Origin of the sequence: Streptomyces sp. NBC_01669, assembly GCF_026339735.1 — a bacterium.
Lineage (GTDB): Bacteria > Actinomycetota > Actinomycetes > Streptomycetales > Streptomycetaceae > Streptomyces > Streptomyces yanii.
Window position 1 is genome coordinate 6,499,775 of record NZ_JAPEQG010000001.1, and the last position, 20,617, is coordinate 6,520,391.

Annotated in this window: 16 protein-coding genes and 1 pseudogene; 5 read left to right on the top strand and 12 right to left on the bottom strand. The window is 70.5% G+C overall.

Translation table 11 applies throughout. From position 1 onward, the window contains the following. Positions 1-46: 46 nt before the first annotated feature. Together pulA and OG972_RS29090 are read left to right on the top strand one after the other, a co-directional pair. Positions 47-5,359, top strand: coding sequence for a pullulanase-type alpha-1,6-glucosidase (gene pulA / locus OG972_RS29085; protein WP_266986374.1), 5,313 nt, complete (start codon positions 47-49; stop codon positions 5,357-5,359). Between the two features lie 288 nt (positions 5,360-5,647). Next, positions 5,648-5,998 (top strand): 5-carboxymethyl-2-hydroxymuconate Delta-isomerase, encoded by a 351-nt coding sequence (locus OG972_RS29090; RefSeq protein ID WP_266990776.1) that lies wholly within the window; start codon positions 5,648-5,650, stop codon positions 5,996-5,998. 12 nt (positions 5,999-6,010) lie between these two features. Here the strand turns inward: OG972_RS29090 and OG972_RS29095 are convergent, their stop codons facing one another. The 6 genes from OG972_RS29095 to OG972_RS29120 all read right to left on the bottom strand — a co-directional run bounded on the left by OG972_RS29095 (position 6,011) and on the right by OG972_RS29120 (position 12,638). Beyond that, positions 6,011-6,733 (bottom strand): TetR/AcrR family transcriptional regulator, encoded by a 723-nt coding sequence (locus tag OG972_RS29095; protein WP_266986376.1) that lies wholly within the window; start codon positions 6,731-6,733, stop codon positions 6,011-6,013. Positions 6,734-6,925: 192 nt separating this feature from the next. Then, positions 6,926-7,123: a hypothetical protein gene (locus OG972_RS29100; protein ID WP_266986378.1), complete on the bottom strand. Its 198-nt coding sequence runs from the start codon at positions 7,121-7,123 to the stop codon at positions 6,926-6,928. A 555-nt stretch (positions 7,124-7,678) separates the two neighbouring features. Further along, positions 7,679-8,764, bottom strand: a complete 1,086-nt coding sequence (locus OG972_RS29105) for a PDR/VanB family oxidoreductase (protein ID WP_266986380.1) — start codon at positions 8,762-8,764, stop codon at positions 7,679-7,681. A 2-nt stretch (positions 8,765-8,766) separates the two neighbouring features. Continuing rightward, positions 8,767-9,672, bottom strand: a complete 906-nt coding sequence (locus OG972_RS29110) for a metal-dependent hydrolase (protein ID WP_266986382.1) — start codon at positions 9,670-9,672, stop codon at positions 8,767-8,769. A gap of 278 nt (positions 9,673-9,950) precedes the next feature. Then, positions 9,951-10,307, bottom strand: coding sequence for a hypothetical protein (locus tag OG972_RS29115; protein WP_266986384.1), 357 nt, complete (start codon positions 10,305-10,307; stop codon positions 9,951-9,953). Between the two features lie 375 nt (positions 10,308-10,682). Then, on the bottom strand, positions 10,683-12,638 hold the full coding sequence (locus OG972_RS29120; RefSeq protein ID WP_266986386.1) for a hypothetical protein: 1,956 nt from the start codon (positions 12,636-12,638) through the stop codon (positions 10,683-10,685). A gap of 108 nt (positions 12,639-12,746) precedes the next feature. Between OG972_RS29120 and OG972_RS29125 the strand changes: the two genes are divergently transcribed. Beyond that, positions 12,747-13,232, top strand: coding sequence for a hypothetical protein (locus tag OG972_RS29125; protein ID WP_266986388.1), 486 nt, complete (start codon positions 12,747-12,749; stop codon positions 13,230-13,232). A gap of 41 nt (positions 13,233-13,273) precedes the next feature. Here OG972_RS29125 and OG972_RS29130 read toward each other — a convergent pair whose 3' ends face one another. Next, positions 13,274-14,779 carry a DUF1996 domain-containing protein gene (locus OG972_RS29130; RefSeq protein ID WP_266986390.1) on the bottom strand — a complete coding sequence of 502 codons (1,506 nt, stop codon included), beginning with the start codon at positions 14,777-14,779 and terminating at the stop codon, positions 13,274-13,276. 107 nt (positions 14,780-14,886) lie between these two features. Then, positions 14,887-15,450 (bottom strand): carboxymuconolactone decarboxylase family protein, encoded by a 564-nt coding sequence (locus tag OG972_RS29135; RefSeq protein WP_266986392.1) that lies wholly within the window; start codon positions 15,448-15,450, stop codon positions 14,887-14,889. 70 nt (positions 15,451-15,520) lie between these two features. Here OG972_RS29135 and OG972_RS29140 point away from each other — a divergent pair, with 70 nt between their 5' ends. Together OG972_RS29140 and OG972_RS29145 are read left to right on the top strand one after the other, a co-directional pair. Continuing rightward, the gene (locus OG972_RS29140) at positions 15,521-16,024 is read left to right on the top strand and encodes a MarR family transcriptional regulator (RefSeq protein WP_323135905.1); all 504 of its coding nucleotides are present in this window, start codon (positions 15,521-15,523) and stop codon (positions 16,022-16,024) included. Positions 16,025-16,309: 285 nt separating this feature from the next. After that, positions 16,310-16,867: pseudogene (locus OG972_RS29145) on the top strand (alpha-L-fucosidase); the annotation flags it as partial. A 22-nt stretch (positions 16,868-16,889) separates the two neighbouring features. On the opposite strand, the gene OG972_RS29150 reads toward OG972_RS29145, so the two are convergent. From OG972_RS29150 to OG972_RS29165, 4 genes are all read right to left on the bottom strand, one after another. Further along, positions 16,890-17,537, bottom strand: coding sequence for a response regulator transcription factor (locus tag OG972_RS29150; protein ID WP_266986394.1), 648 nt, complete (start codon positions 17,535-17,537; stop codon positions 16,890-16,892). Next, a complete protein-coding gene (locus OG972_RS29155) occupies positions 17,522-18,790 on the bottom strand; it encodes a histidine kinase (protein WP_266986396.1) in 1,269 nt (422 codons plus the stop codon). The genes OG972_RS29150 and OG972_RS29155 overlap by 16 nt, the downstream gene beginning before the upstream one ends. Before the next feature lie 270 nt (positions 18,791-19,060). Beyond that, the gene (locus tag OG972_RS29160; protein WP_266986410.1) at positions 19,061-19,675 is read right to left on the bottom strand and encodes a winged helix-turn-helix transcriptional regulator; all 615 of its coding nucleotides are present in this window, start codon (positions 19,673-19,675) and stop codon (positions 19,061-19,063) included. Between the two features lie 281 nt (positions 19,676-19,956). Then, on the bottom strand, positions 19,957-20,523 hold the full coding sequence (locus OG972_RS29165; RefSeq protein ID WP_266986411.1) for a hypothetical protein: 567 nt from the start codon (positions 20,521-20,523) through the stop codon (positions 19,957-19,959). Positions 20,524-20,617 lie beyond the last annotated feature (94 nt).

A 20,617-nucleotide genomic window follows, 5' to 3' on the forward strand; every position in this document is an offset into this window, starting at 1 on the left:
CACCCCGAGAACCCTGCAACCCCCGCAACCAAGGAGACCCTGCCCCGTGTCCCGTACCCTCCTCCGACGGGGAGCCGTAGCCGCACTGTGCGCGGCGCTCCTCCCCGTCGTCCCGGCGGCAGCCACCTCCGCCGCGCCGAGACCCCCGGGCCCGCCGTCGGACGCCCGGCTCGCCGCCGAGCCTGCCCGGCACGACCTGACCCGCGAGCAGTTCTACTTCGTCATGCCCGACCGGTTCGCCAATGGAGACACCTCCAACGACCGCGGCGGACTCACCGGTTCGCGCCTGGAGACCGGTTACGACCCCACGGACAAGGGGTTCTACCAGGGCGGTGACCTCAAGGGTCTGACCAACCGGCTCGACTACATCAAGGACCTCGGCACCACCGCCATCTGGCTCGCCCCGATCTTCAAGAACCGCCCGGTCCAGGGCGCCGGAAAGGATGCCTCGGCCGGCTACCACGGCTACTGGATCACCGACTTCACCCAGGTCGACCCGCACTTCGGCACCAACGCCGACCTGTCGAAGCTGATCGACAGAGCCCACGCCAAGGGCATGAAGGTCTTCTTCGACGTCATCACCAACCACACCGCGGACACCGTCGACTACGCCGAGAAGAAGTACGGCTACAAGCCGAAGGGCGCCTACCCGTACCTCGACAGGGACGGCCGCCCCTTCGACGACAGCAAGGGCCTGGCGAAGGTCGACGCCGACTCGTTCCCGTACACCCCGAAGAACACCGGCACGAAGATCCCGTCGTGGCTCAACGATCCGACGATGTACCACAACCGTGGCGACTCGACGTACGCAGGCGAGTCCACCACGTACGGCGACTTCTCCGGGCTCGACGACCTGTGGACCGAGCGGCCCGAGGTCGTCTCCGGCATGGAGAAGATCTACGAGAAGTGGGTCCGTGACTTCGACATCGACGGGTTCCGGATCGACACGGTCAAACACGTCGACCTGGACTTCTGGACCCAGTGGGCGACCGCCCTCGACGCCTACGCCGCCCAGCACGGACGTGACGACTTCTTCATGTTCGGCGAGGTCTACTCCGCCGACACCGCCATCACCTCTCCGTACGTCACCCGGGGCCGGCTCGACGCAACGCTCGACTTCCCGTTCCAGGAAGCGGCCCGGCAGTACGCCTCGCAGGGCGCTACGGCCTCGAAGCTCGCCGCTGTCTTCGGCGACGACTACCGCTACACCACCGACAAGGCCAATGCCTACGAGCAGGTGACCTTCCTCGGCAACCACGACATGGGCCGCATCGGCGCGTTCCTGAAGCAGGACAACCCGAAGGCCGACGACGCGGAGCTGGTCGACCGGGCCCGCCTCGCCAACGAGCTGATGTTCCTCAGCCGCGGCAACCCCGTCATCTACTACGGTGACGAGCAGGGCTTCACCGGCGCGGGCGGCGACAAGGACGCCCGCCAGACCATGTTCGCCTCGAAGACCGCCGACTACCTCGACGACGACGAACTGGGCACCGACCGTACGCACGCCTCCGACGCGTACGACACCGGCCACCCGCTGTACCGGAACATCGCCGCACTCTCCGAGCTGACCAAGGAGAACCCGGCCCTGCGTGACGGCGTCCAGACCGAGCGGTACGCGGAAGGCTCCGTCTACGCGTTCTCCCGTACGGACCCCAAGCGCGCCAACGAGTACCTCGTCGCCACCAACAACGGCACCGAGGCGAAGACCGTCGAGCTGTCCACCGAGTCGGCCGCGATGAACTTCCGCACGCTGTACGGCGGTTCCGGTACGGTCCGCAGCGACGCCGACAAGAAGATCACCGTCACCGTGCCCGCCCTCTCCAGCATCGTGCTGCGCGCCGAGAAGCCTCTGGGCCCCCCGGCCACCAAGCCCTCGATCACGCTGAAGGCGCCCGCCGCCGGAGCCACCGGCACCGTCGACATCTCCGCGGACACCGACGGCGGATCGCTGAACCGGGTCGTCTTCGCCGCCCAGACCGGCAATGGCAGGTGGGTCACCCTCGGATCCGCCGACCACGCCCCGTACAGGATCACCGAGCACCTGGACGACACCGTGGCGGCGGGAACGCCGCTGCGCTACAAGGCCGTTGTGGTCGACCGGGCCGGACGCACCGCGAGCGCCCTCGCCTCGACGACCGCGGGCCGGGCCCCGGCGGCCGAGAAGCCCGTCGCCGTCGAGCGCGACTACGCCGTCGTCCACTACAGGCGCGCGGACGGCGACTACGACGGCTGGACGATCGAGTCCGGTGACAAGTCCGCCGAGTTCACCGGGCGCGACGCCTACGGCGCCTTCGCCTGGATCAAGCTCGACGAAGGCACCTCCTCCGTCCCGTACACGGTCGAGAAGGACGGCACGGCCGACGGTCCGCAGCGCACCGTCGAGCTCGCGAAGACCGGGCAGGTCTGGATCGAGCAGGGCAAGGACGGTCAGTCGGACACGGCCCCCGAGGGCGCCTACCCGGCGCAGGACAGGACGAAGGCCGTCCTGCACTACCACCGCGCCGACGGCAACTACGACGGCTGGGGACTGCACACCTGGACCGGCGCGAAGGACCCCACCGACTGGGCGAAGCCGCTCCAGCCGGTGAAGAAGGACGCCTACGGCGTCACCTTCGAGGTCCCGCTCACCGACGGGGCCACCTCGCTCAGCTACATCCTCCACAAGGGCGACGAGAAGGACCTCCCCAGCGACCAGTCCCTCGACCTCGCCACGTACGACCACGAGGTGTGGATGGTCGCCGGACAGCCCGGCTACCTGCTGCCGCAGACCGGCGGTATGCCCACTCCCGACCTCACCAAGGCCGAGGCGCAGTGGATCGACTCCGGCACCGTCGTCTGGAAGGTGAAGGCCACCGACGCCACCAGCGAGCAGCTCGTCTACGCGAAGGACGGCGGGATCTCCGTCGTCGACGGCGCCCTCACCGACGAGGGACAGTGGCTGCGGCTCAGCCCGTCCGCGCTGACCGACGCGCAGAAGGCGAAGTATCCCCACCTCAAGGACTACCCGGCCTTCACCGTCGACCCGCGTGACCGGGACCGGGTCCGCGAGGCGCTGCGCGGCCAGCTGATCGCCACCCAGCGCGCCGCCAACGGCGCCCTGCTCGCCGCCACCGGCGTACAGAGCGCGGGTGTGCTCGACGACCTGTACGGCAAGAACGCGAGCACCGCCGCGCTCGGCCCGGTCTTCGACCACGGCCGGCCCACGCTCTCCGTCTGGGCCCCCACCGCGCAGACCGTCGCCCTGGAACTCGACGGCAGGAGCGTCCCGATGCGACGCGACGACCGCACCGGCGTCTGGTCGGTCACCGGCACCGCGAAGTGGACCGGCAAGCCGTACCGCTTCGTGGTGAAGGTGTGGGCGCCCACCGTCCAGAAGATCGTCACCAACAAGGTCACCGACCCGTACTCCACCGCCCTGACCACCGACTCCGCCCGCAGCCTCGTCGTCGACCTCGACGCCCCGGGGCTCGCACCGAAGGGCTGGGCCGGGCTGAGGAAGCCCGCCGCCGTCCCGCTTCGTGACGCCCAGATCCAGGAGCTGCAGATCCGCGACTTCTCGATCGCGGACCCCACGTCCCAGCACCCCGGCGAATACCTCGCCTTCACCGACACCCGCTCCGACGGGATGAAGCACCTCAAGGAGCTCGCCGACTCCGGCACGAGCTACGTCCATCTGCTGCCCGCCTTCGACATCGGCACCATCCCCGAGAAGAAGTCGGCCCAGCAGAAGCCCGCCTGCGACCTGTCCGTGTACGCCCCCGACTCCGAGGAGCAGCAGGCCTGCGTGGCGAAGGCCGCCGCGAACGACGGGTTCAACTGGGGTTACGACCCGCTGCACTACACCGTCCCGGAGGGCTCGTACGCCTCCGATCCGAACGGCACCAGGCGCACCGTCGAGTTCCGTCAGATGGTCCAGGGGCTGAACGGCGCCGGACTGCGGACCGTCATGGACGTCGTCTACAACCACACCGTCGCCTCCGGCCAGGACGACAAGTCCGTCCTCGACCGGATCGTGCCCGGCTACTACCAGCGGCTCATGGACGACGGCACCGTCGCCACGTCCACCTGCTGCGCCAACACCGCGCCCGAGAACACCATGATGGGCAAGCTCGTCGTCGACTCGATCGTCACGTGGGCCAAGGAGTACAAGGTCGACGGCTTCCGCTTCGACCTGATGGGCCACCACCCCAAGGCCAACATCCTTGCCGTCCGCAAGGCGCTCGACGCACTGACCGTGGCCAAGGACGGCGTCGACGGGAAGAAGATCATCCTGTACGGGGAGGGCTGGAACTTCGGTGAGATCGCCGACGACGCCCGCTTCGTCCAGGCCACCCAGAAGAACATGGCCGGCACCGGCATCGCCACCTTCTCCGACCGGGCCCGGGACGCCGTCCGTGGCGGCAGCCCGTTCGACGAGGACCCCGGTGTCCAGGGCTTCGCCAGCGGCCTCTACACCGACCCCAACTCCTCGACCGCCAACGGCACCCCGGCCGAACAGAAGGCCCGGCTGCTCCACTACCAGGATCTGATCAAGGTCGGCCTGACCGGCAACCTCGCCGACTACACCTTCACCGACTCCTCGGGCCGTACGGTCAAGGGATCCGGCGTCGACTACAACGGGGCCCCCGCCGGATACGCAGCGGTCCCCGGCGACGCCCTCGCCTACGCCGACGCCCACGACAACGAGACGCTGTACGACGCCCTCGCCTTCAAGCTCCCGGCGGGCACCTCGGCCGCCGACCGGGCCAGGATGCAGGTCCTGGCGATGGCGACCGCCACGCTGTCGCAGGGCCCGTCGCTCTCCCAGGCGGGCACGGACCTGCTGCGCTCCAAGTCGCTGGACCGCAACTCGTACGACAGCGGCGACTGGTTCAACGCACTGCACTGGGACTGCCGGGACGGCAACGGCTTCGGCCGCGGGCTGCCGCTCGCGGCCGACAACAAGGCCAAGTGGTCCTACGCCAAGCCGCTGCTGACCGCCACCGCGCTCAGCCCCGGCTGCGCACAGATCGACGGCGCGTCCGCCGCGTACCAGGACCTGCTCAGCATCCGCACGACGGAGAAGGAGTTCGACCTCTCCACCACCGAGCAGGTGCAGTCCGCCATGTCGTTCCCGCTCTCCGGGAAGGACGAGACGCCCGGGGTCATCACCATGCGCCTCGGGAAGCTGGTGATCGTCCTCAACGCGACCCCCGGCACCGAGCACCAGCAGGTCGCCGATCTGGCCGGGAAGGACTACGCCCTGCACCCCGTCCAGGCCGCGGGGGCGGATCTTACTGTCAAGAAGGCCTCGTACGAGAGGAGTTCCGGAAGCTTCACCGTCCCGGGACGCACGGTGGCCGTGTTCTCCCTGCGGTGACCCGTACCGGACCACGTTGAGGGCAGCCGCCGGGGAGTGAGCCGCATCGCGCACTCCCGGGCGCGTCCCTCCCACCACCTCGGCCGGTTCCGGTCCCCTTTCCCACGCGCGTACGCCGTACGGGAAAGGGGACCGGCACCGTATCCGACGCCGCGCGCCGACCCACCAGGGATTACGGGACGGCCCTTTTGGGAGCCCAGGGTGAGCAGCGAATTCCCTTGTGCGGTCAGACCGATCACCGTAAAGGTGAGGTCTGACAACGGTCCGTACCGCACCCCGGAGCCCCAGATGCCGCAGATCACCGTCGACTACTCCGCCGAACTCGACGACACCTTCGACCGCCGCGGCTTCGCGCTCGCCCTGCACCCGCTGGTCGCCGAGACGGTCACCACGAAGGTCGCCGCCTGCAAGACCCGCTTCCGCCGGGTGGACGAGTCCGTGGTCGGCGACGCCGCCACCGGCGACGCGATCCTGCACGTCTCGATCGGTCTGCTGCCCGGCCGCACCGAGGAGATCAAGGCGAAGCTCACCGAGTCCGTACTGGAGCTGCTGGCCGCGCACATCAAGCCCGCCGACGGCCTCACGGTCCACGCCTCGGCCGAGACCCGCGACCTGCACCCGTCCTACCGTAAGCGCTGACCGCGCCGCCCCTTACGTCAACCGCTGCGACGGCACAGCCGGTACGGCGGGCGAGAAGGCGGAGAGCCGCGCCAGCAGATCTCCGAACGGCCCGTCGACCGGCTCCTCCGCGAGGACCCGCAGCACGATGCCCGCCATCTCCGCGTCGTACGCCGCACTTACCGCGGCCAGCGCCGCGAAGTCGTGCACCAGCTGCATCTCCAGCTCCGCGCGCGGAATCCGCCGCCCGTCCAGCCAGATCAACGCCGTCGACTCGGCCAGCGACACCCACGACCGTACGACCAACTCCAGCCGCGCCGGGGGCTTCTCCACCCCCAGGTGGGCGAGGATCTGCTCGTACGCCGCCTGCCGCACCCCGTCGATCATCGCGTTCGCCGTCGACGACCCGACTGCGGGCCCGCCCCGCATCAGCGCGGAGAACCCGGGGCCGTGCTCGTCCACGAAGTCGAAGAACCGCCCCATGACCCGCAACAGCCGTGCCCCCAGGGGCCCTTCACGCGGCTCCAGGAACCGGCCCGCCAACTCGTCGGCTGCCCGCCGCAGTGCCGCCTCGTACAGGCTCTGCTTCCCCGGGAAGTAGTGGTAGACGAGCGGCCGGGAGATCCCGGCGGCGGCAGCGATCTCATCGATGGAGACGTCGTCGGGGGCGCGATGGCTGAACAACTCCAGCGCGACACCGATCAACTGCTGCCTGCGCTCATCGACGCCCATCCTGCGCCGCACCCCGGTCGTCATGGCACCAGCGTACCGACCGGGGCTTGGACGGGGCCCGGTGGTGCACCGGACCGATCCTGCCGGCCCACCTCAGGCCGTTCCGCTGCATCGGCCGGCCGACGCCGTGGACCGGGCAGCATGCGGGCGCGGGGCCCCGCAGGTGGTCCGTCACCACCCGCAGGGCCCCGCACACCGGAGCGGCGTCGGCTCCCGCTACTCCTTCCCCACCTCGGCCGCGGCCGCCGCGAGGAAGGTGTCGAGGACCCCGTCGCCCACCTTGGGCTGCACGCTTCCCCAGGTGTTGCGGGCGGGCACCACCCGTACGGCACGCGCCTGGGCCTGGAGGCTCTTCGACTCATCGAGCAGCTTCTGGGCCTGGCCGGCGTCCTGGGCTCCCAGTGCGTCCACCATGGTCACCATCGCCTTGCCCCACAGTGCGGTGGCGTCCAGTCAGGAGGCGGCGTCGGTGGCCCGCGGGTCGCCGCCCGCGAGATAGGCCATGGCGCGAGGCCAGCTGGTCCACGCGTCGTACGCGATGTCGTTCCAGGTGAAGTCCGCGGCGCCGGCGGGGTGTGCGTAACGCTCCCGGTGCGATCTGGGACGCCGGGTGTGGTGTCAGCAGTCGGGGCCCCCGTGTCACCAGCGAGATGGTTCGGGGCCTCCCCGTCGCCTCTGGTCACACCTATATGGCCAGGTCGTAGGGATTCCGCCCGCCTGGGACGGACCGCATACGGGATATGCGCCGCCGACCGGGACGCGAAAGCGGAGGACCAGTGCGCCCAAGACCGTTCGGGGCGTGCCGGTGAGGCGGGACTCACTCCTGCTCACCGCCCAGGAACGGTTCCGCGGGTCGTGGGTGGGCAGCGACGCGTTGGCCGGTCAGGTGGCGTGCCGGGGAAGGGGCGCGAGGCGGGCGAAAGATCGACCCGCGGCGTGCGAGCGGGCGGGCCACGCCCCGAACTCCCCCTACAGGTCCAGCACCAGCCGCTCTCCCCGGCACCGCGACACACAGATCAGCATGGAGTCGTCGCGCTCCGCGTCCGTCAGGAGTTCGTCGCGGTGGTCGATCTCGCCTTCCAGCACGCGCTGTTGGCACGTTCCGCAGAAGCCCTGTTCGCAGGAGTACGAGACGTACGGGAGTTCTTCGCGGACCGCGGCCAGGATCGACTGGCCCACCGCGACCTGGACCGTACGCCCGGTGCGATGCAGCTCCACCTCGAAGGCGCCGGAGTCGGCCGGTGACGTGGCCGCTGCTGTGAAGCGTTCCAGGTGCAGAGTGCAGTCGGCCGGGAGCGCGGCGGTGACCGCGTCCATCAGGAGTTCCGGGCCGCAGCAGTAGACCGCGGTGCCGGGCGCGAGGCCGGTGAGGGCCGCCGCCGCGTCCGGGTGGCCCGACTCGTCCTCCGGTACGAGTGTGACGCGGCGGCCTTCCGCGCCGAGCTTCTCGATCTCGTCCAGGAACGGCATCGAGGCGCGCGTACGACCTCCGTACAGCAGCCGCCAGTCGGCGCCGGAGGCGGCAACCGCCCGCAGCATCGGAAGGATCGGGGTGATGCCGATGCCGCCCGCGACGAAGACGTACGCGGGGGCTTCGGCGACGAGCGGGAAGCGGTTGCGAGGGCCGCGGATCTCGATCTCCTCGCCCTCGTGGAGCTGGGCGTGGACCTCGCGCGAACCTCCGCGACCGTCCTCGACCAGGCGGGTCGCGACCGTGTACGTGTCGGGGTCGGCCGGGTCGCCGCAGAGCGAGTACTGGCGTACCAGACCCGACGGGAGTACGAGGTCCAGGTGGGCGCCGGGCTGCCAGGCGGGCAGGTCCGGTCCTTCCAGGCGGAGTTGGACCACGCCGTCCGCGGGCGCGGTGCGTTCGGTGATCAGCAGTCGGCGGGTGGTGGTGGAGCGGCGGCCGGACTGTCCCGAGACCGGTTCCTCCAGGGCCGGCAGCGGCCACAGCGGGGACCTCTCGATGCGGCGCTGCAGGGCGCGCCTGGCGAGCAGCGCGGCACCGGTGACGAGGAGGACGGTGCGCAGGCGGGGGCGGGGCAGGGCCATGGTCAGTGCGTCCCCGTCATACGGGCCTCGGCGGCCAGTGCCGCGGGCGAGTGGGCGAGATAGTCGATGGCCTGTGCCGTGCTGCCCTCCTGGGAGGGGTGGTAGGTGTGACTCAGGTAGCGCGGGATGGAGCGCAGCAGGGCGGGAGTGGAGGGCAGGGTGCCGCGCTTGCCGCTGTCGTAGAACGCCTTGAACGACGCCTTGCCGCCGAGCAGGCTGGGGTCGTTCTCCATGAAGAAGCGGACACCGCGCTGCCAGAGGAAGAGCAGGGCGGAGAAGGCCATCCCCCAGGTGCGAACCCGGCGCCGGTAGCCGCCGTCGACATGCATGAAGACCTCGAAGGCCACCGAGCGGTGTTCCACCTCCTCCGCACCGTGCCAGCGCAGCAGGTCCAGCATGGTGGGGTCGGCGCCCTTGCGGTCCAGGGCCTCGGAGTTCAGGATCCAGTCGCCGAGGAACGCCGTGTAGTGCTCGATCGCCGCGATGATCGCCACCCGCTCCATCAGCCACCACGTGCGGGCGCGGCCCGGCGGCAGCGTCCGGTCGCCGAGCAGCTTCTCGAAGAACCAGTCGACCTGTGCGGTGTACGGGGTCGGGTCGAGCCCGAGCCTCTTCAGGTGGGGGAGAACGTCGTCGTGGGCCTGGGAGTGCACGGCTTCCTGGCCGATGAACCCGATCACGTCCTGCCGCAGCTGTTCGTCATGGATGTACGGCAGCACTTGCCGGTACACGTGGATGAACCAGCGCTCCCCGGCCGGGAGCAGCAGATGGAGCACATTCATCGTGTGCGTGCTGAAGGGGTCGCCCGGTACCCAGTGGAGAGGAGTCCTCTCCCAGGCGAACGAGACCTTGCGGGCCTTCAGCTCGGTTCGCTCCGACGCGACCGCCGCTGGCTGCGTGTTAGACATGCTGTCAATGTACTGACGGGTACGCGGAGGGAACAGGGGCGTGCAGCGAATTCCTGCAGCCGCTGATCGGTGGGTGACGGAGGGCGCTGTCCGTCGTGTTCGGTGAGCTTCGGACAGCGATCGAGCGCCTGCTTCGGCCAGGTCGCGCTCGATCCATGACGAGAGCGTCGCCCAGCGACTGCCGTCAGTTGGCTCCCGGGCCGCGCGTGTCGGGCCCGTGGCGGTCCTCCTCGAGGGAGGGCGCCACGGGCCCAGTTCATACTGCGGTTCGGATCGGATCAGCGGGAACGGTACTCCCGGTACCGGTCCTGGTCGTGGCCCCAGCGCCCGCGGTCACGGTAGTCGTGGCCCCAGCGCGCGTGCTTGCGATGGTGGCCCCAGCGTCCGTGGTCGCGGCGGTCGTGGCCCCAGCGCCAGTCGTCCCGGCGGTCGTGGCCCCAGCGCCAGTCGTCCCGGCGGTCGTGGCCCCAGCGCTGGTCGTCCCGGCGGTCGCCGTCCCCGTGCCGACCGTCACTGGCCTGCAGGGAGTGGGCACCGCCGGCGGCGCCGGGGGCAGCGGCCTGAGCTGCGCCGCCGCCGCCCAGCACGACGACGGCGGCCACACAGACTGCGGCAGCGAAGCGGGAAACATGCATAGAAATCTCCTGTCGCAGCAGGCGCCGATGCGCCTGCTCGGATTGGACACCGCAACCGTCGCCCCCCGAGGACCGTCGACGACCGCGCCACGCGCTCCAAGACACCCGATCTGCTGCAATGCCGCCGATCATGGAACCGACTCCTGTAGGCAATTCGTGCACCCCCCATCCGTCCCCTCCCGTGACCGTTGCCATCCGCCCCTCGGCACCCCTCCCACCTGCAGGTTTCCCACCGAGGTATCGGGGGCGCACACGTCCGCCAGCGACTGCGCGTCCTGATTCCCCAGGCACGCCGGAGGGTCCGCCGCCGGGCACCATGAACCGGCCGAGCGGAGGATCACGGCGTGCACCACGGGAAAAGGCACGGCGGCATGGTCAGCGCAGAGCGCCCACCCGCCTCCCGTCCGCCAGTAGCCCGTTCAGCCGCGCCCGATCGCCCGCCCGTGCCCGTACCGCGAGCAGATGCCCTTGCGCCCGGCCCTCCACCCCGCCGGATGTGGTCAGCGAGGCGAACTCCGTGCTGCCCGCCGCCAGTACGTACCACCGGCCGCCGTGCGACTTCCACAGCACGCCCGCCAGCACCCGCGGATCCCGCTCCCCGCAGGCCGGCGAGTCCTCCGCGCGCGCCGCCACCGCCCCGGGCGGCACCGCACCACCGGCGGCCGACTGCGCCGACGGGGCCTGGAACTGGGCGAGGACCCTGCTTCCCGAGCCGCGCCAGGTCTCCGCCCGGGTGCACAGCCACTGCGCGAAGCCATTGCCCTCGGGCAGCCACTGCCGCGCGTACGGCCAGGAGTTCACCGAGCGCACGCCGCGCGATCGCACCGCGGTCAGCAGGCAGGCGGTCCGTGCCCAGCTCTCCCGCTCCGCCCGCCCGGACACGTCGTGCGGCGCCGACGGCGGCCCGGTGGTCAGCCGGGCCGGGGCGAGTTCGCCGAGGTCCGTCAGCAGACGTGTCGCCGTGGCGTCCTGCATTTCGACGGCGGACCACGACCGGCAGTCCCCGGCCGTCTGCGGGCTCGCCAGCACATCGGTCACGCCGTTCCGGTCGCGGTGCAGCGGCCGGGCGGCCCGGCCGGGGACGAGCAGATCCCGTACGGACACCTGCCGCACCCAGGGAGCCGTCAGATAGCGGACCGTGCCGCCGCCACGGCTGACGATCAGAGCATCGGCGGAGGACGCGTCCGCACTGTCGACACGGGCGAAGTCGAGCGCCGCGCCCTGTGCCGGATCGGCGTCGCGAGCCTCCGCGTACCGCACGATGCGCAGCCCGTCGTAGAACAACACCACCGCGGCCGCGCCCACCTCGCCCGCGTACAGCAGCTGCGGGGGCCCCATCGGCGGCCCGACCGGCGTCCCGGGCGTCGTGGACGACCGGACGGCGGGGCCCGGACGCGCCCAGACGGCGAGTGCGCGCCGCAGCAGCCGGGTGTCGTCGGTACGGTCGCCGCGGGTGGGCCAGGCGGTGAAGTCGGTCCGGGGCGAGCGCTGCCAGTACCAGGGTGACACCCTGGCCAACGCGGCGGGTTCCAGGGCCTGTTCGGCCGCCGGGTTACGGGAGTACGGCGGCGCGGACGCCGGGTCCCGGCCCCAGCCGTTGCCCGGAAGCCCCAGCAGCGCCCCGCACACCAGGAGAGCGGCGACCGCCGCGAGCGCCGCTTTCGCGTGCCGGCGGCGGCGCAGCAGATCAGGCGGGCGGGCCTGCAGGGAACAGGGGTCGAACTCCGTGGAGCCCAGGAGCGCGTACGGCGCAGCCACCGCGTCCGCCTCCGCCAGCGCCGCGCGCGGATCCGCCACTCCTGCGGCGGCGAGCACCCGACGTACCTCCCCATCCGCGAGGCCCTCCAGGCCGCGCAGGACGTGCGCCGCGCGCGCCGGCCCGGAGAGCGCCGACAGTGTCTGGTCCAGGGCGAGTTCGTCCGAACCTCCGGAGTGCGGGAACAGGCGCAGACCCCACACCAGAGGAAGGAGCGGCGGTAGCTGCGACCGACGCGGCCAGGCCAGGCGACGCAGCGGGCGGCCCGCCTCCAGGGCGGTGCTCACCACTCGCTGCCGGACGTGCGCATAGCCAGGGTCGACCGCCGTCCCATCGGCGGGGCGGCGGGGGAGAGGGACGCGGTCGTCGGCCGTGAACGCCGTCCGGCGCCCCAGCGGCAGGGTCCGCTGGGCGAGGGAGTGCGCCGTCAGGACTCGGCGGTTGCGGCCGAGGGAGGGCGGCAGGACGAGGTAGCCGAGCCGGACCAGTCGCGGATAGTGCTCGACGAGCGCCGCCTCGGCCTGCTCCACATCGACCGGGGCGGTGGCGGACGGTACTTCTGGCAGTGGGCGCACATTCAGCTGAACGAGCGAATCGTGCGATGGTCACCCCGGCGCGCGAACGGTCAACTCGGATCGGGCCGTTCGGCCGCGCGACGGAGTGCGAAGGGGCACGATGGCCGGATGGTGACGCAGCTGGAGATACGACGAGGGCGTCGTTCCGGGGTCAGGACCGCGGCGGTCGTCCTTGCGGGACTGGCTCTTCTGGCGGCGTGCGGCGGGGGCGGTGCCGGCGACGACAAGCCGCACGTCCCGCCGACGGCGACCGGCAGCCTGGAGCAGCTGGCCACGAAGGCGCACTGCAAGCCGAACATCCAGACCGACGCGCAGGAACTGCGTCAGGCCAACTGCATGACGGGCGATGGGCGTTATGTGCTGGCCACCTTCGCGACCGACCGAGGGCAGCGCGAGTGGATCAACGAGGCCAACGACTACGGCGGCTCGTATCTGGTCGGCCGGAAGTGGGTCGCCGTCGGTGAGGCGAACGTGGTCGCAGCACTGCGCGGCCGGCTCGGGGGGACGGTGGAGACCGCCTCGCCGCACCACCACTCGGGGAGTGGAGGCAGTGGGGGGAGCGAGGGAGGGCACTCCGGTCACCACGCGAGCTGACCGCGCAGGCAAGAGGGGCGGGGTGCCGCCGAACGAGTGGATCAGCGGCACCTGCGCCCGCCGTTGATACAGCTCACCACCTTCTTCATCAGGTTGTCGTCGAAGACGTTGATGAAGTCACCGTGGTCGGTGACGGGCTTGTGCAGCTGCTCCGGGAAGGAGTCGACGGCGAAACCGGGGCCCGGCGGCACGTCGTACACAATGCGCTGGACCAGCTGGGGAATGGCCTTGAAGCCGTTCGGGCACCGTCCGTTGGCCTGGGCGAAGGCGACATGGGTGCGGTGGTTCGCGGAGTCGGTGTTCTGTCTGTCCCAGCAGCTCTGGAAGGCGAACGAGCGGACCACCTGGCTGCCGTCCGGGCAGATCGGGTATTTGTCCTTGAGCTGACGGTTCTCGAATCCGGTGCAGCTCCACGATGCGTTGGCGTTGGCGTCGCCGTTGGTGAACGCCTTGGCGTCTCCGGTGATGATCCGCAGGAATCGCGGCATCGCGGTGACCTTGCCGGTGGGATTGCCGACGAATTTCAGTGTGACCTGGGACGGAGTCTGGATCTCTCCGACGTTCTGGTCCTTTCCGCCGCCATCGGCAGCCGCGTCGTTCTCGGCCGTCCCGTTCTGCAACCGCAGCACGGGCCAGTAGTAGGTGGACCTGTCACCCTGATTCCGGCACGTGGTATCACCGTTGGCCAGATCGTCATCGCCGGCGAAGGCGTCGTTGGCCTGATTTCCGACGTAATCGTGCATGTGGTGGGCGCCGTTGCTCACTCCGGGCGCGACGATGACGTTGTCGGGGTTGAATTTTCCGTTCTCGTTACGTCCGCAGTCGGTGGTGAACGAACCGCGCGAGGCGCCGCGACGTGGGCGGGGCTTGTTGACATTGGGCTGTACGGACTGGATGTCGACGAAGTCGGAAGCCTCGGGGCCGTTGCCCTGCTGTCCCTGACCGTTGTCGCCTCCCTGGCCCCCTACCTGGCTGCCGTCCTGGCCCCCGTCCTGGCCCTGGCCCTGGTCAGCGCCTTGGCTGTCGGCCTGGTCCCCGGCCCGTCCGCTGCCGCCGTCAGTGCCGGAGGCGTTGCCGTCGTCGGCGCGCAGACCGCACGGGGCCAGCCCGTCCAGCCCTTCCGGGCGGTCCGCGTTGCGTTCGATGGCCGTCGAGATGCGTTCGATGCTGGCCGTCCGCTTGTCCTTCAGCGGACCGAGCACGGCATTCTCGGCGAGGTTCGGATCGCGGGATATCTCGTCCTTACGATCGGCGAATTGCTGGTAGGCGTCGGTGATCTGGGTATCCATGGCGGCCAGTTCGCGGTCGACCTCCCCGCGCGCCTCATCGGGTACGTCGGGAAGTTCGTTACCCACGTCGGGGCAGTCAATGGTGGACATCTGGGTGCCCGCATTCCATGACCGGTCGGGGGGTGAGCCCGACGCTCCTTCCCCCGCCGAAGCGTAGACATTGACCGCGACCAAGCCTCCCCCGCCCAGAATCAGTGCGGCCGAGGCGACAATGGCCCGGTTGGCCAGCGTCGAACGTTTGCGTGATGTGCGTCCCATGGAACTCCTCATGCTTCGAGGGAGAAGCGTGACGTTCCATACGGGTGTGGTTCGGGGGCCGTTCAGCGAAAGGGGAAGTTCGTAGAAAACTCCATTCGCAAAGCGGGTCACATGGGGGCGGGAGCGAACGCGGCGAGCTGAGGGTCGACGGGTGCGTCGGTCATCCGGTTGGCGAGCGTCGACATCGTGTACGCGCCGATACCCAGGACCACTTCCAGGGCGTTCCGGTGGGTGTAGCCGTGCGCGAGGAAGGACTGGAGCGTGTCATCGTCGACAGCGCCCGCCGTGGCGATGACGGCCAGGGTGAACTGCCTTACCGATTCCAGTCGTTCGTCCGGGAGCGGCAGTGGCTTCTCCTCGCGCAGCGCGGCGATGAGCTCGGCGTCCGCACCGAGGGCGGTGAGCTTCGCGGTGTGCATCGCCACGCAGATGTGGCACCTGTTGCGGGTGGCGATGGTCATGATCAGGACCTCGCGGGAGAGCGGGTCCAGGGTGGTCGACTCGAAGATCGTGCTGATCTTCAGAAAGCCGTCGAGCAGCTGCGGTGACGTGGCCAGCCGGCCGACGGCGGCGGGTAGGTATCCCTGCTTGTCCGCTACCGCCTCCATGGTGCGACGGGCGGCGGAGGGGGCGGATTCGAGAGTGTGGTCGGGGAAAGCGGATGCGGGCATGGCGTGACCTCTCGCGGTAAACTCGACAACGTGATTGACGAAAACGTAAACCAAGTTGTCGAGTTGCGCAATGGCTGAGCCGACGGGGCGAGCCGGTGGGTCGGCGACCGCCGGGGATGGTGCGGGCTTCGAGCTGCCCCTGCTCCTGTTCGCCGGGTTCCGGGCGATCATCGATGAGCTGCACCGGGAGCTGGCCGAGAGCGGTCACCCCGACGTGCGGCCCGCGTACGGCTTCGCGCTCCAGGCCGTCGGCCGTGACGGCGCGACCGCAAGTGAGATCGGCCGACGGCTCGGCGTCTCCAAGCAGGCCGCCGGGAAGACCGTCGACAGGCTGGAGGGCCTCGGTTACGTCGAGCGCGTCGACGATCCGCAGGACGGGCGCCGCAAGCTGGTCCGGGTCACCCCGCGCGGTGTCGACGTGCTGGTCCGGTCCGCCGAGGGGTTCGACCGGCTGCGCGCCGAGTGGTCCCGGGCGCTCGGGGTCGAGCGGCTGCGCGCCCTGGAGTCCGACCTGCGCGCGATGGTGCCCGCCGGTGGGTTCCGGCTCGACGCGGCGGCATGGTTCAACGGCTGAGTTGCTGCCAGGTCAACAGCAGAGAGATGGGACGTATGTCGTAGGCACCCTTCCCGTTTGCCTCTTTGCGCGGCAGCATGCGCAGGTCGGCATCCGAGAGATCCGACCAATGGGGTCGGGAAGGGGAGGGAACCATGGCACGACGCACCCGCGTGCTCAGTGCGCTCGCACTGGCGGCAGCGGCCGCGCTCTACCCGTGCAGGCCGCCGCTCAGCAGGCCGTGCAGCAGTCCGGACCCGGGGCGGCCGCGCCCCGGGGCGCTCCGGGCGCCCCATGCGCGGCGCCGACGCCGACATCGGTTCCCGCACCAAGCTCCTCGACCCGACGACCAGGTACCTGCAGTGGTACCCGGCCGAGGCCGACGTCTCGATCCGGCCCGGCTGGTTCTACCACCAGGAGCAACAGCCCAAGAACCCAGCGCAGTTGATGAATCTGTACGAGAAGAGTGTCGGCCGCAACGCCTCGCTGCTGCTGAACGTGCCGCCCGGCCGGGACGGCCGGATCGCCGACGCTGACGTCACGTCACTGACCGCATTCGGCAAGGCCGTACGCAGCACCTACGGCACCGACGTGCGGCGCACGCAGGGCCCGGGACCGTATACCTTCGACCGGGTCGCCGTCCGTGAGGACATCCGGCAGGGTCAGCGCGTCGAGAAGTTCGCCGTGGAGGCCCGGATCGACGGCAGTTGGCAGCGGATCGCCGAGGGCACCACCATCGGCAACCGGCGCATTCTGCCGCTCGCCTCGCCCGTCACCGCGACGGCGGTACGGGTCAAGGTCCTGGAGTCCCGGGCCGCACCGCACCTGGGGGCGACCACGCTGCACCTGAGTTCGGCCGGATGAGTCGCCGGCCCAGGGGGCGGGGTCACCCCCGGTCCAGGTAGGCCAGAACGGCCAGAACGCGGCGGTTGTCGTCGTCGGACGGCGGCAGGTCGAGCTTCCCGAAAATGTTCGAGGTGTGCTTGGCCACCGCCCGCTCCGTGATCACCATCTGCGAGGCGATCGCCGCGTTCGAACGGCCCTGCGCCATCAGCGCCATGACCTCCAGCTCGCGCGGGGTCAGACCGCCCATCGGCTTGTCCTGTGCGCGTCGGGACAGCAGCTGTGAGATCACCTGCGGGTCCATCGCGGTGCCGCCCGCCGCGACCCTGCGTACCGCGTCGATGAACTGGTCCGCGTCGAAGACCCGGTCCTTGAGCAGGTACCCGATGCCCCCGTTGCCGTCCGCCAGCAGTTCACGGGCGTACAGCTGCTCCACATGCTGGGAGAGGACGAGCACCGGCAGTCCCGGCCGGGCCCTGCGGGCCGCGAGTGCGCACTGCAGTCCCTCGTCCGTGTGGGACGGCGGAAGCCGGACGTCGACCACGGCGACGTCCGGATCCAACTCGGCGAGAGCACGGGTCAGTTCGGGACCGGTCTCGACGGCCGCCGCGATCTCGAAGTCGTACGCCTCCAGCATCCGGACCAGACCGTCGCGCAGCAGGAAGAGGTCTTCGGCTAGGACAACTCGCAAGGGATCTCCATGGTCACCATGGTGGGACCGCCCGCTGGGCTGCTGACGGCCATGATGCCGTCGAATGTACCGAGTCGGCGTTCGATTCCGCTCAGCCCCGAGCCCGATCCGATGATCGCGCCGCCCCTGCCGTTGTCCGTGACGGAAATCCGGAGCATCGAGTCGGCGTGATGGATGTCCACCCGGAGGCGGTCCGCCCCCGAGTGCTTGGCGGCGTTCGTCAGGGTCTCGCTGACCGCGAAGTACGCGGCCGACTCCACCGGCGCGTCTGCGCGACCGGGCAGTTCCACGTCGACCTCCGCCTCGATGGGCAGCCGCAGCGCCAACGCCCTTACGGCGTCGCCGAGTCCGCGTTCGGCCAGGACCGGCGGGTGGATGCCCCGGACGAGATCGCGCAGCTCGGTGAGGGCTTCCGCGGAGGACTCGCGGGCCATCGCGAGAAGCTTCTTGGCCTGCGCCGGGTCCTTCTCGATCAGCGCCTCGATCGTGCCCAGGTGCATGCCCATGGCGACCAGCCGGGCCTGCGCGCCGTCGTGCAGATCACGCTCGATACGGCGCAGTTCCGAGGCGGCGGTGTCCACGGCCTCGTGCCGTGTCTCGGTGAGCCGGTCGATCCGCCGGGCCAACTCCTGCTCATGGGTGGGCGCCAGCACCGAACGGGCGATCACGAAGTGCAGCCGCAGCAGCGGTTCGCTCGCTTTGAGACCGATGAGGAAGAGCACCCCACCGAGCGCCGCGGCGGCCAGCGCCGTCGCCTGGCTGTCGACCGGCACGAATCCGTACCAGTAGGTGTCGTCGGTGAAGACCCGCCACAGGCCCGCCGCCAGGACGACCCCCTCCACCGGATAGAGCATCAGCCCGGCGGCCACGACTGCCACCACGGAGCCGGCCGTCATGTCGAGCAGCAGCCACTGGATGTCCCGCCGCGTCGCCGGGTCCTTCAGCATCAGCGTGGTGCGCTCCACCTGGCCCGCGAGCCCGCCGCGCAGATTCTTCGGGACGGGCCGGTAGGGGACCGGGATGCGCACGTCCGCCCAGGTCGCCGCCAGCAGTCGGCGCTGATTGGCGTGCCTGCGGACCGCGGCCAGCACCCGCGGGGTGGTGAAGAGTCCCAGGCCCAGCGGAATGAAGGCGATCGAGAGCACCGTCAGCACGAAGAGGGTGATCGACCCGGCCGGGCCGACGATCGACAGGACGAGCCCGCGCCCGGCGGCCAGCAGCGCGGGCCGAACTCGGCTCCGAATCGTGTTCATGATGGTCCTTCTCCCCTCGTCGGGCCTTCGCGGCAGCGCCGGTCCGAGGACAGTCTCACCCGACGGGCGTCCGCGGCGTCAGCCGTTTCGCCACCCGGGCGAGGTGTACCCAGCACCACCCTCGCGACCTCGCCCTGCGGCTCGGAAAGTGGGTCCCGGCAGAGCTGGGGCGCGCGGTGACGCCCGTACGCCACCGCGCCCGCACGGAAAAGGGGCCCCGCCCGACCGGATGGCGTACCGGTCGAGCAGGGCCCCTCGCGTGCGTGTCCGTCAGGGGGCGTACTTGTAGCCGACGCGTCGCACCGTCTGGATCGACCGCCGGTGCTCGGCGCCCAGCTTGCGGCGCAGCCGGGCGATGTGGACGTCGACGGTGCGCCCGTCGCCCACGTGCCCGTAACCCCAGACGGTCGTCACCAACTGGTCGCGGGTGTGCACCCGGTGCGGGTGCGCCACCAGATGGGCGAGCAGTTCGAACTCGAGGAAGGTGAGGTCGAGCGTGCTTCCGTCCACCGTCGCGGTGCGCTGCACACTGTCGATGCGCACCGGCCCGGCCCCCGGCGTCACCAGCGGCTCCGACACGATGCGCTGCGCCGCGGCGGCCGCGGCTGCGACGGCGGGCTGCTGGTCAGCCGGTACGAGGACCAGGTAGCCGATCATCGGCGGACGGCCCGGCAGCGCGGGGAGGGTGTGCTGGGGTGCCGGAAGCCAGGTGGCGCCCGGCGGCAGGAAGTCGGCCACGTCGGCCAGCTGGACGACCTCGTCGGGGGCGACGGCGCGCAGCCTGTGACGGTTGGGAGGGACGGAGCCGGCGGAGGGGTTGGCCGCAGCGGTTGCCGTGGACGCTGCGGTGGCAGCGGCGGCGGAGAAGGTACGAGTGTTCGCCATGAGGGTCAGCTCTTTCGCGCGAAGGAGTCGTCGAGGGACGGACTTGCGTCGTGCGCGCGGACCGAAGGCCGGGGTGAGCGGCGTTAGAGGGCCTGCGCGTTCCTCGCGCGGCAACACACCCGGTCGAAGTCATGATGCTGACGGGAGGGCCAGAACGGCTCAAGGTCACTGCGACCTGATGAGGTGTACGGGAAGCCGGCCATGCCCCCATTAGACCAGACAACGCGGTGGCGCAGCAGGCCTCTCTCACCCGTCGATACGGACCCTTTGCGTTACGTTCCTCACCACGTCGTCACCCGGCCCTCACCGCGCCCCTCCCCCCGCTGGGCGCTCCTCCCACCGGCTCTCAGCCGACGAGCCGCTTGCGCCAGTCCAGGTCGGTCACCTCGATCGCCTGGCCGGGCGATCCGTCCCACTTCACCGTCAGCCCCGCCGCACCGAGCGCCGCCGCGACCTCCCGCCCGATGGCGACGGTGGTCGCCTCCGATCTCCGCGGGTATCGCGGGCACCGGCTCGTCGGCGGGCATGCCTGCGCTCTCCCAGACGATCCCCGCATCCCACTCCGGCTCCTGGCGCGCCCAGCGCGTCATCACCTCGGCGACCCGCTCCGGGGAGTCGGCCGTCACCCGGAAGTGCCGCTCGGGAACACCGTCGCCGTACTCCAACTGGTAGTCCCCGCCGTGTTCGTGCCAGGTCTGCACATAGCAGCCCGGTCGGTCCGGAACCCGCTGGACCACCAGGAAGTGGTCGCCCTCCCCGCCGATCCGGTGCACCAGATCGCTCAGCGCCTGCGCCGAAATGCGGGTGTGCGTCTGCCGGTTCTCGGTCTCTGCCTTGATGTCGAGCATGGGCCGACCCTGGCACACGCCACTGACAGCGGACCGGCCACGCCGAAGGGGCGCCCCCCGTCTCCGGCGGGCGCCCCTTCGGACCGAGTCGGTG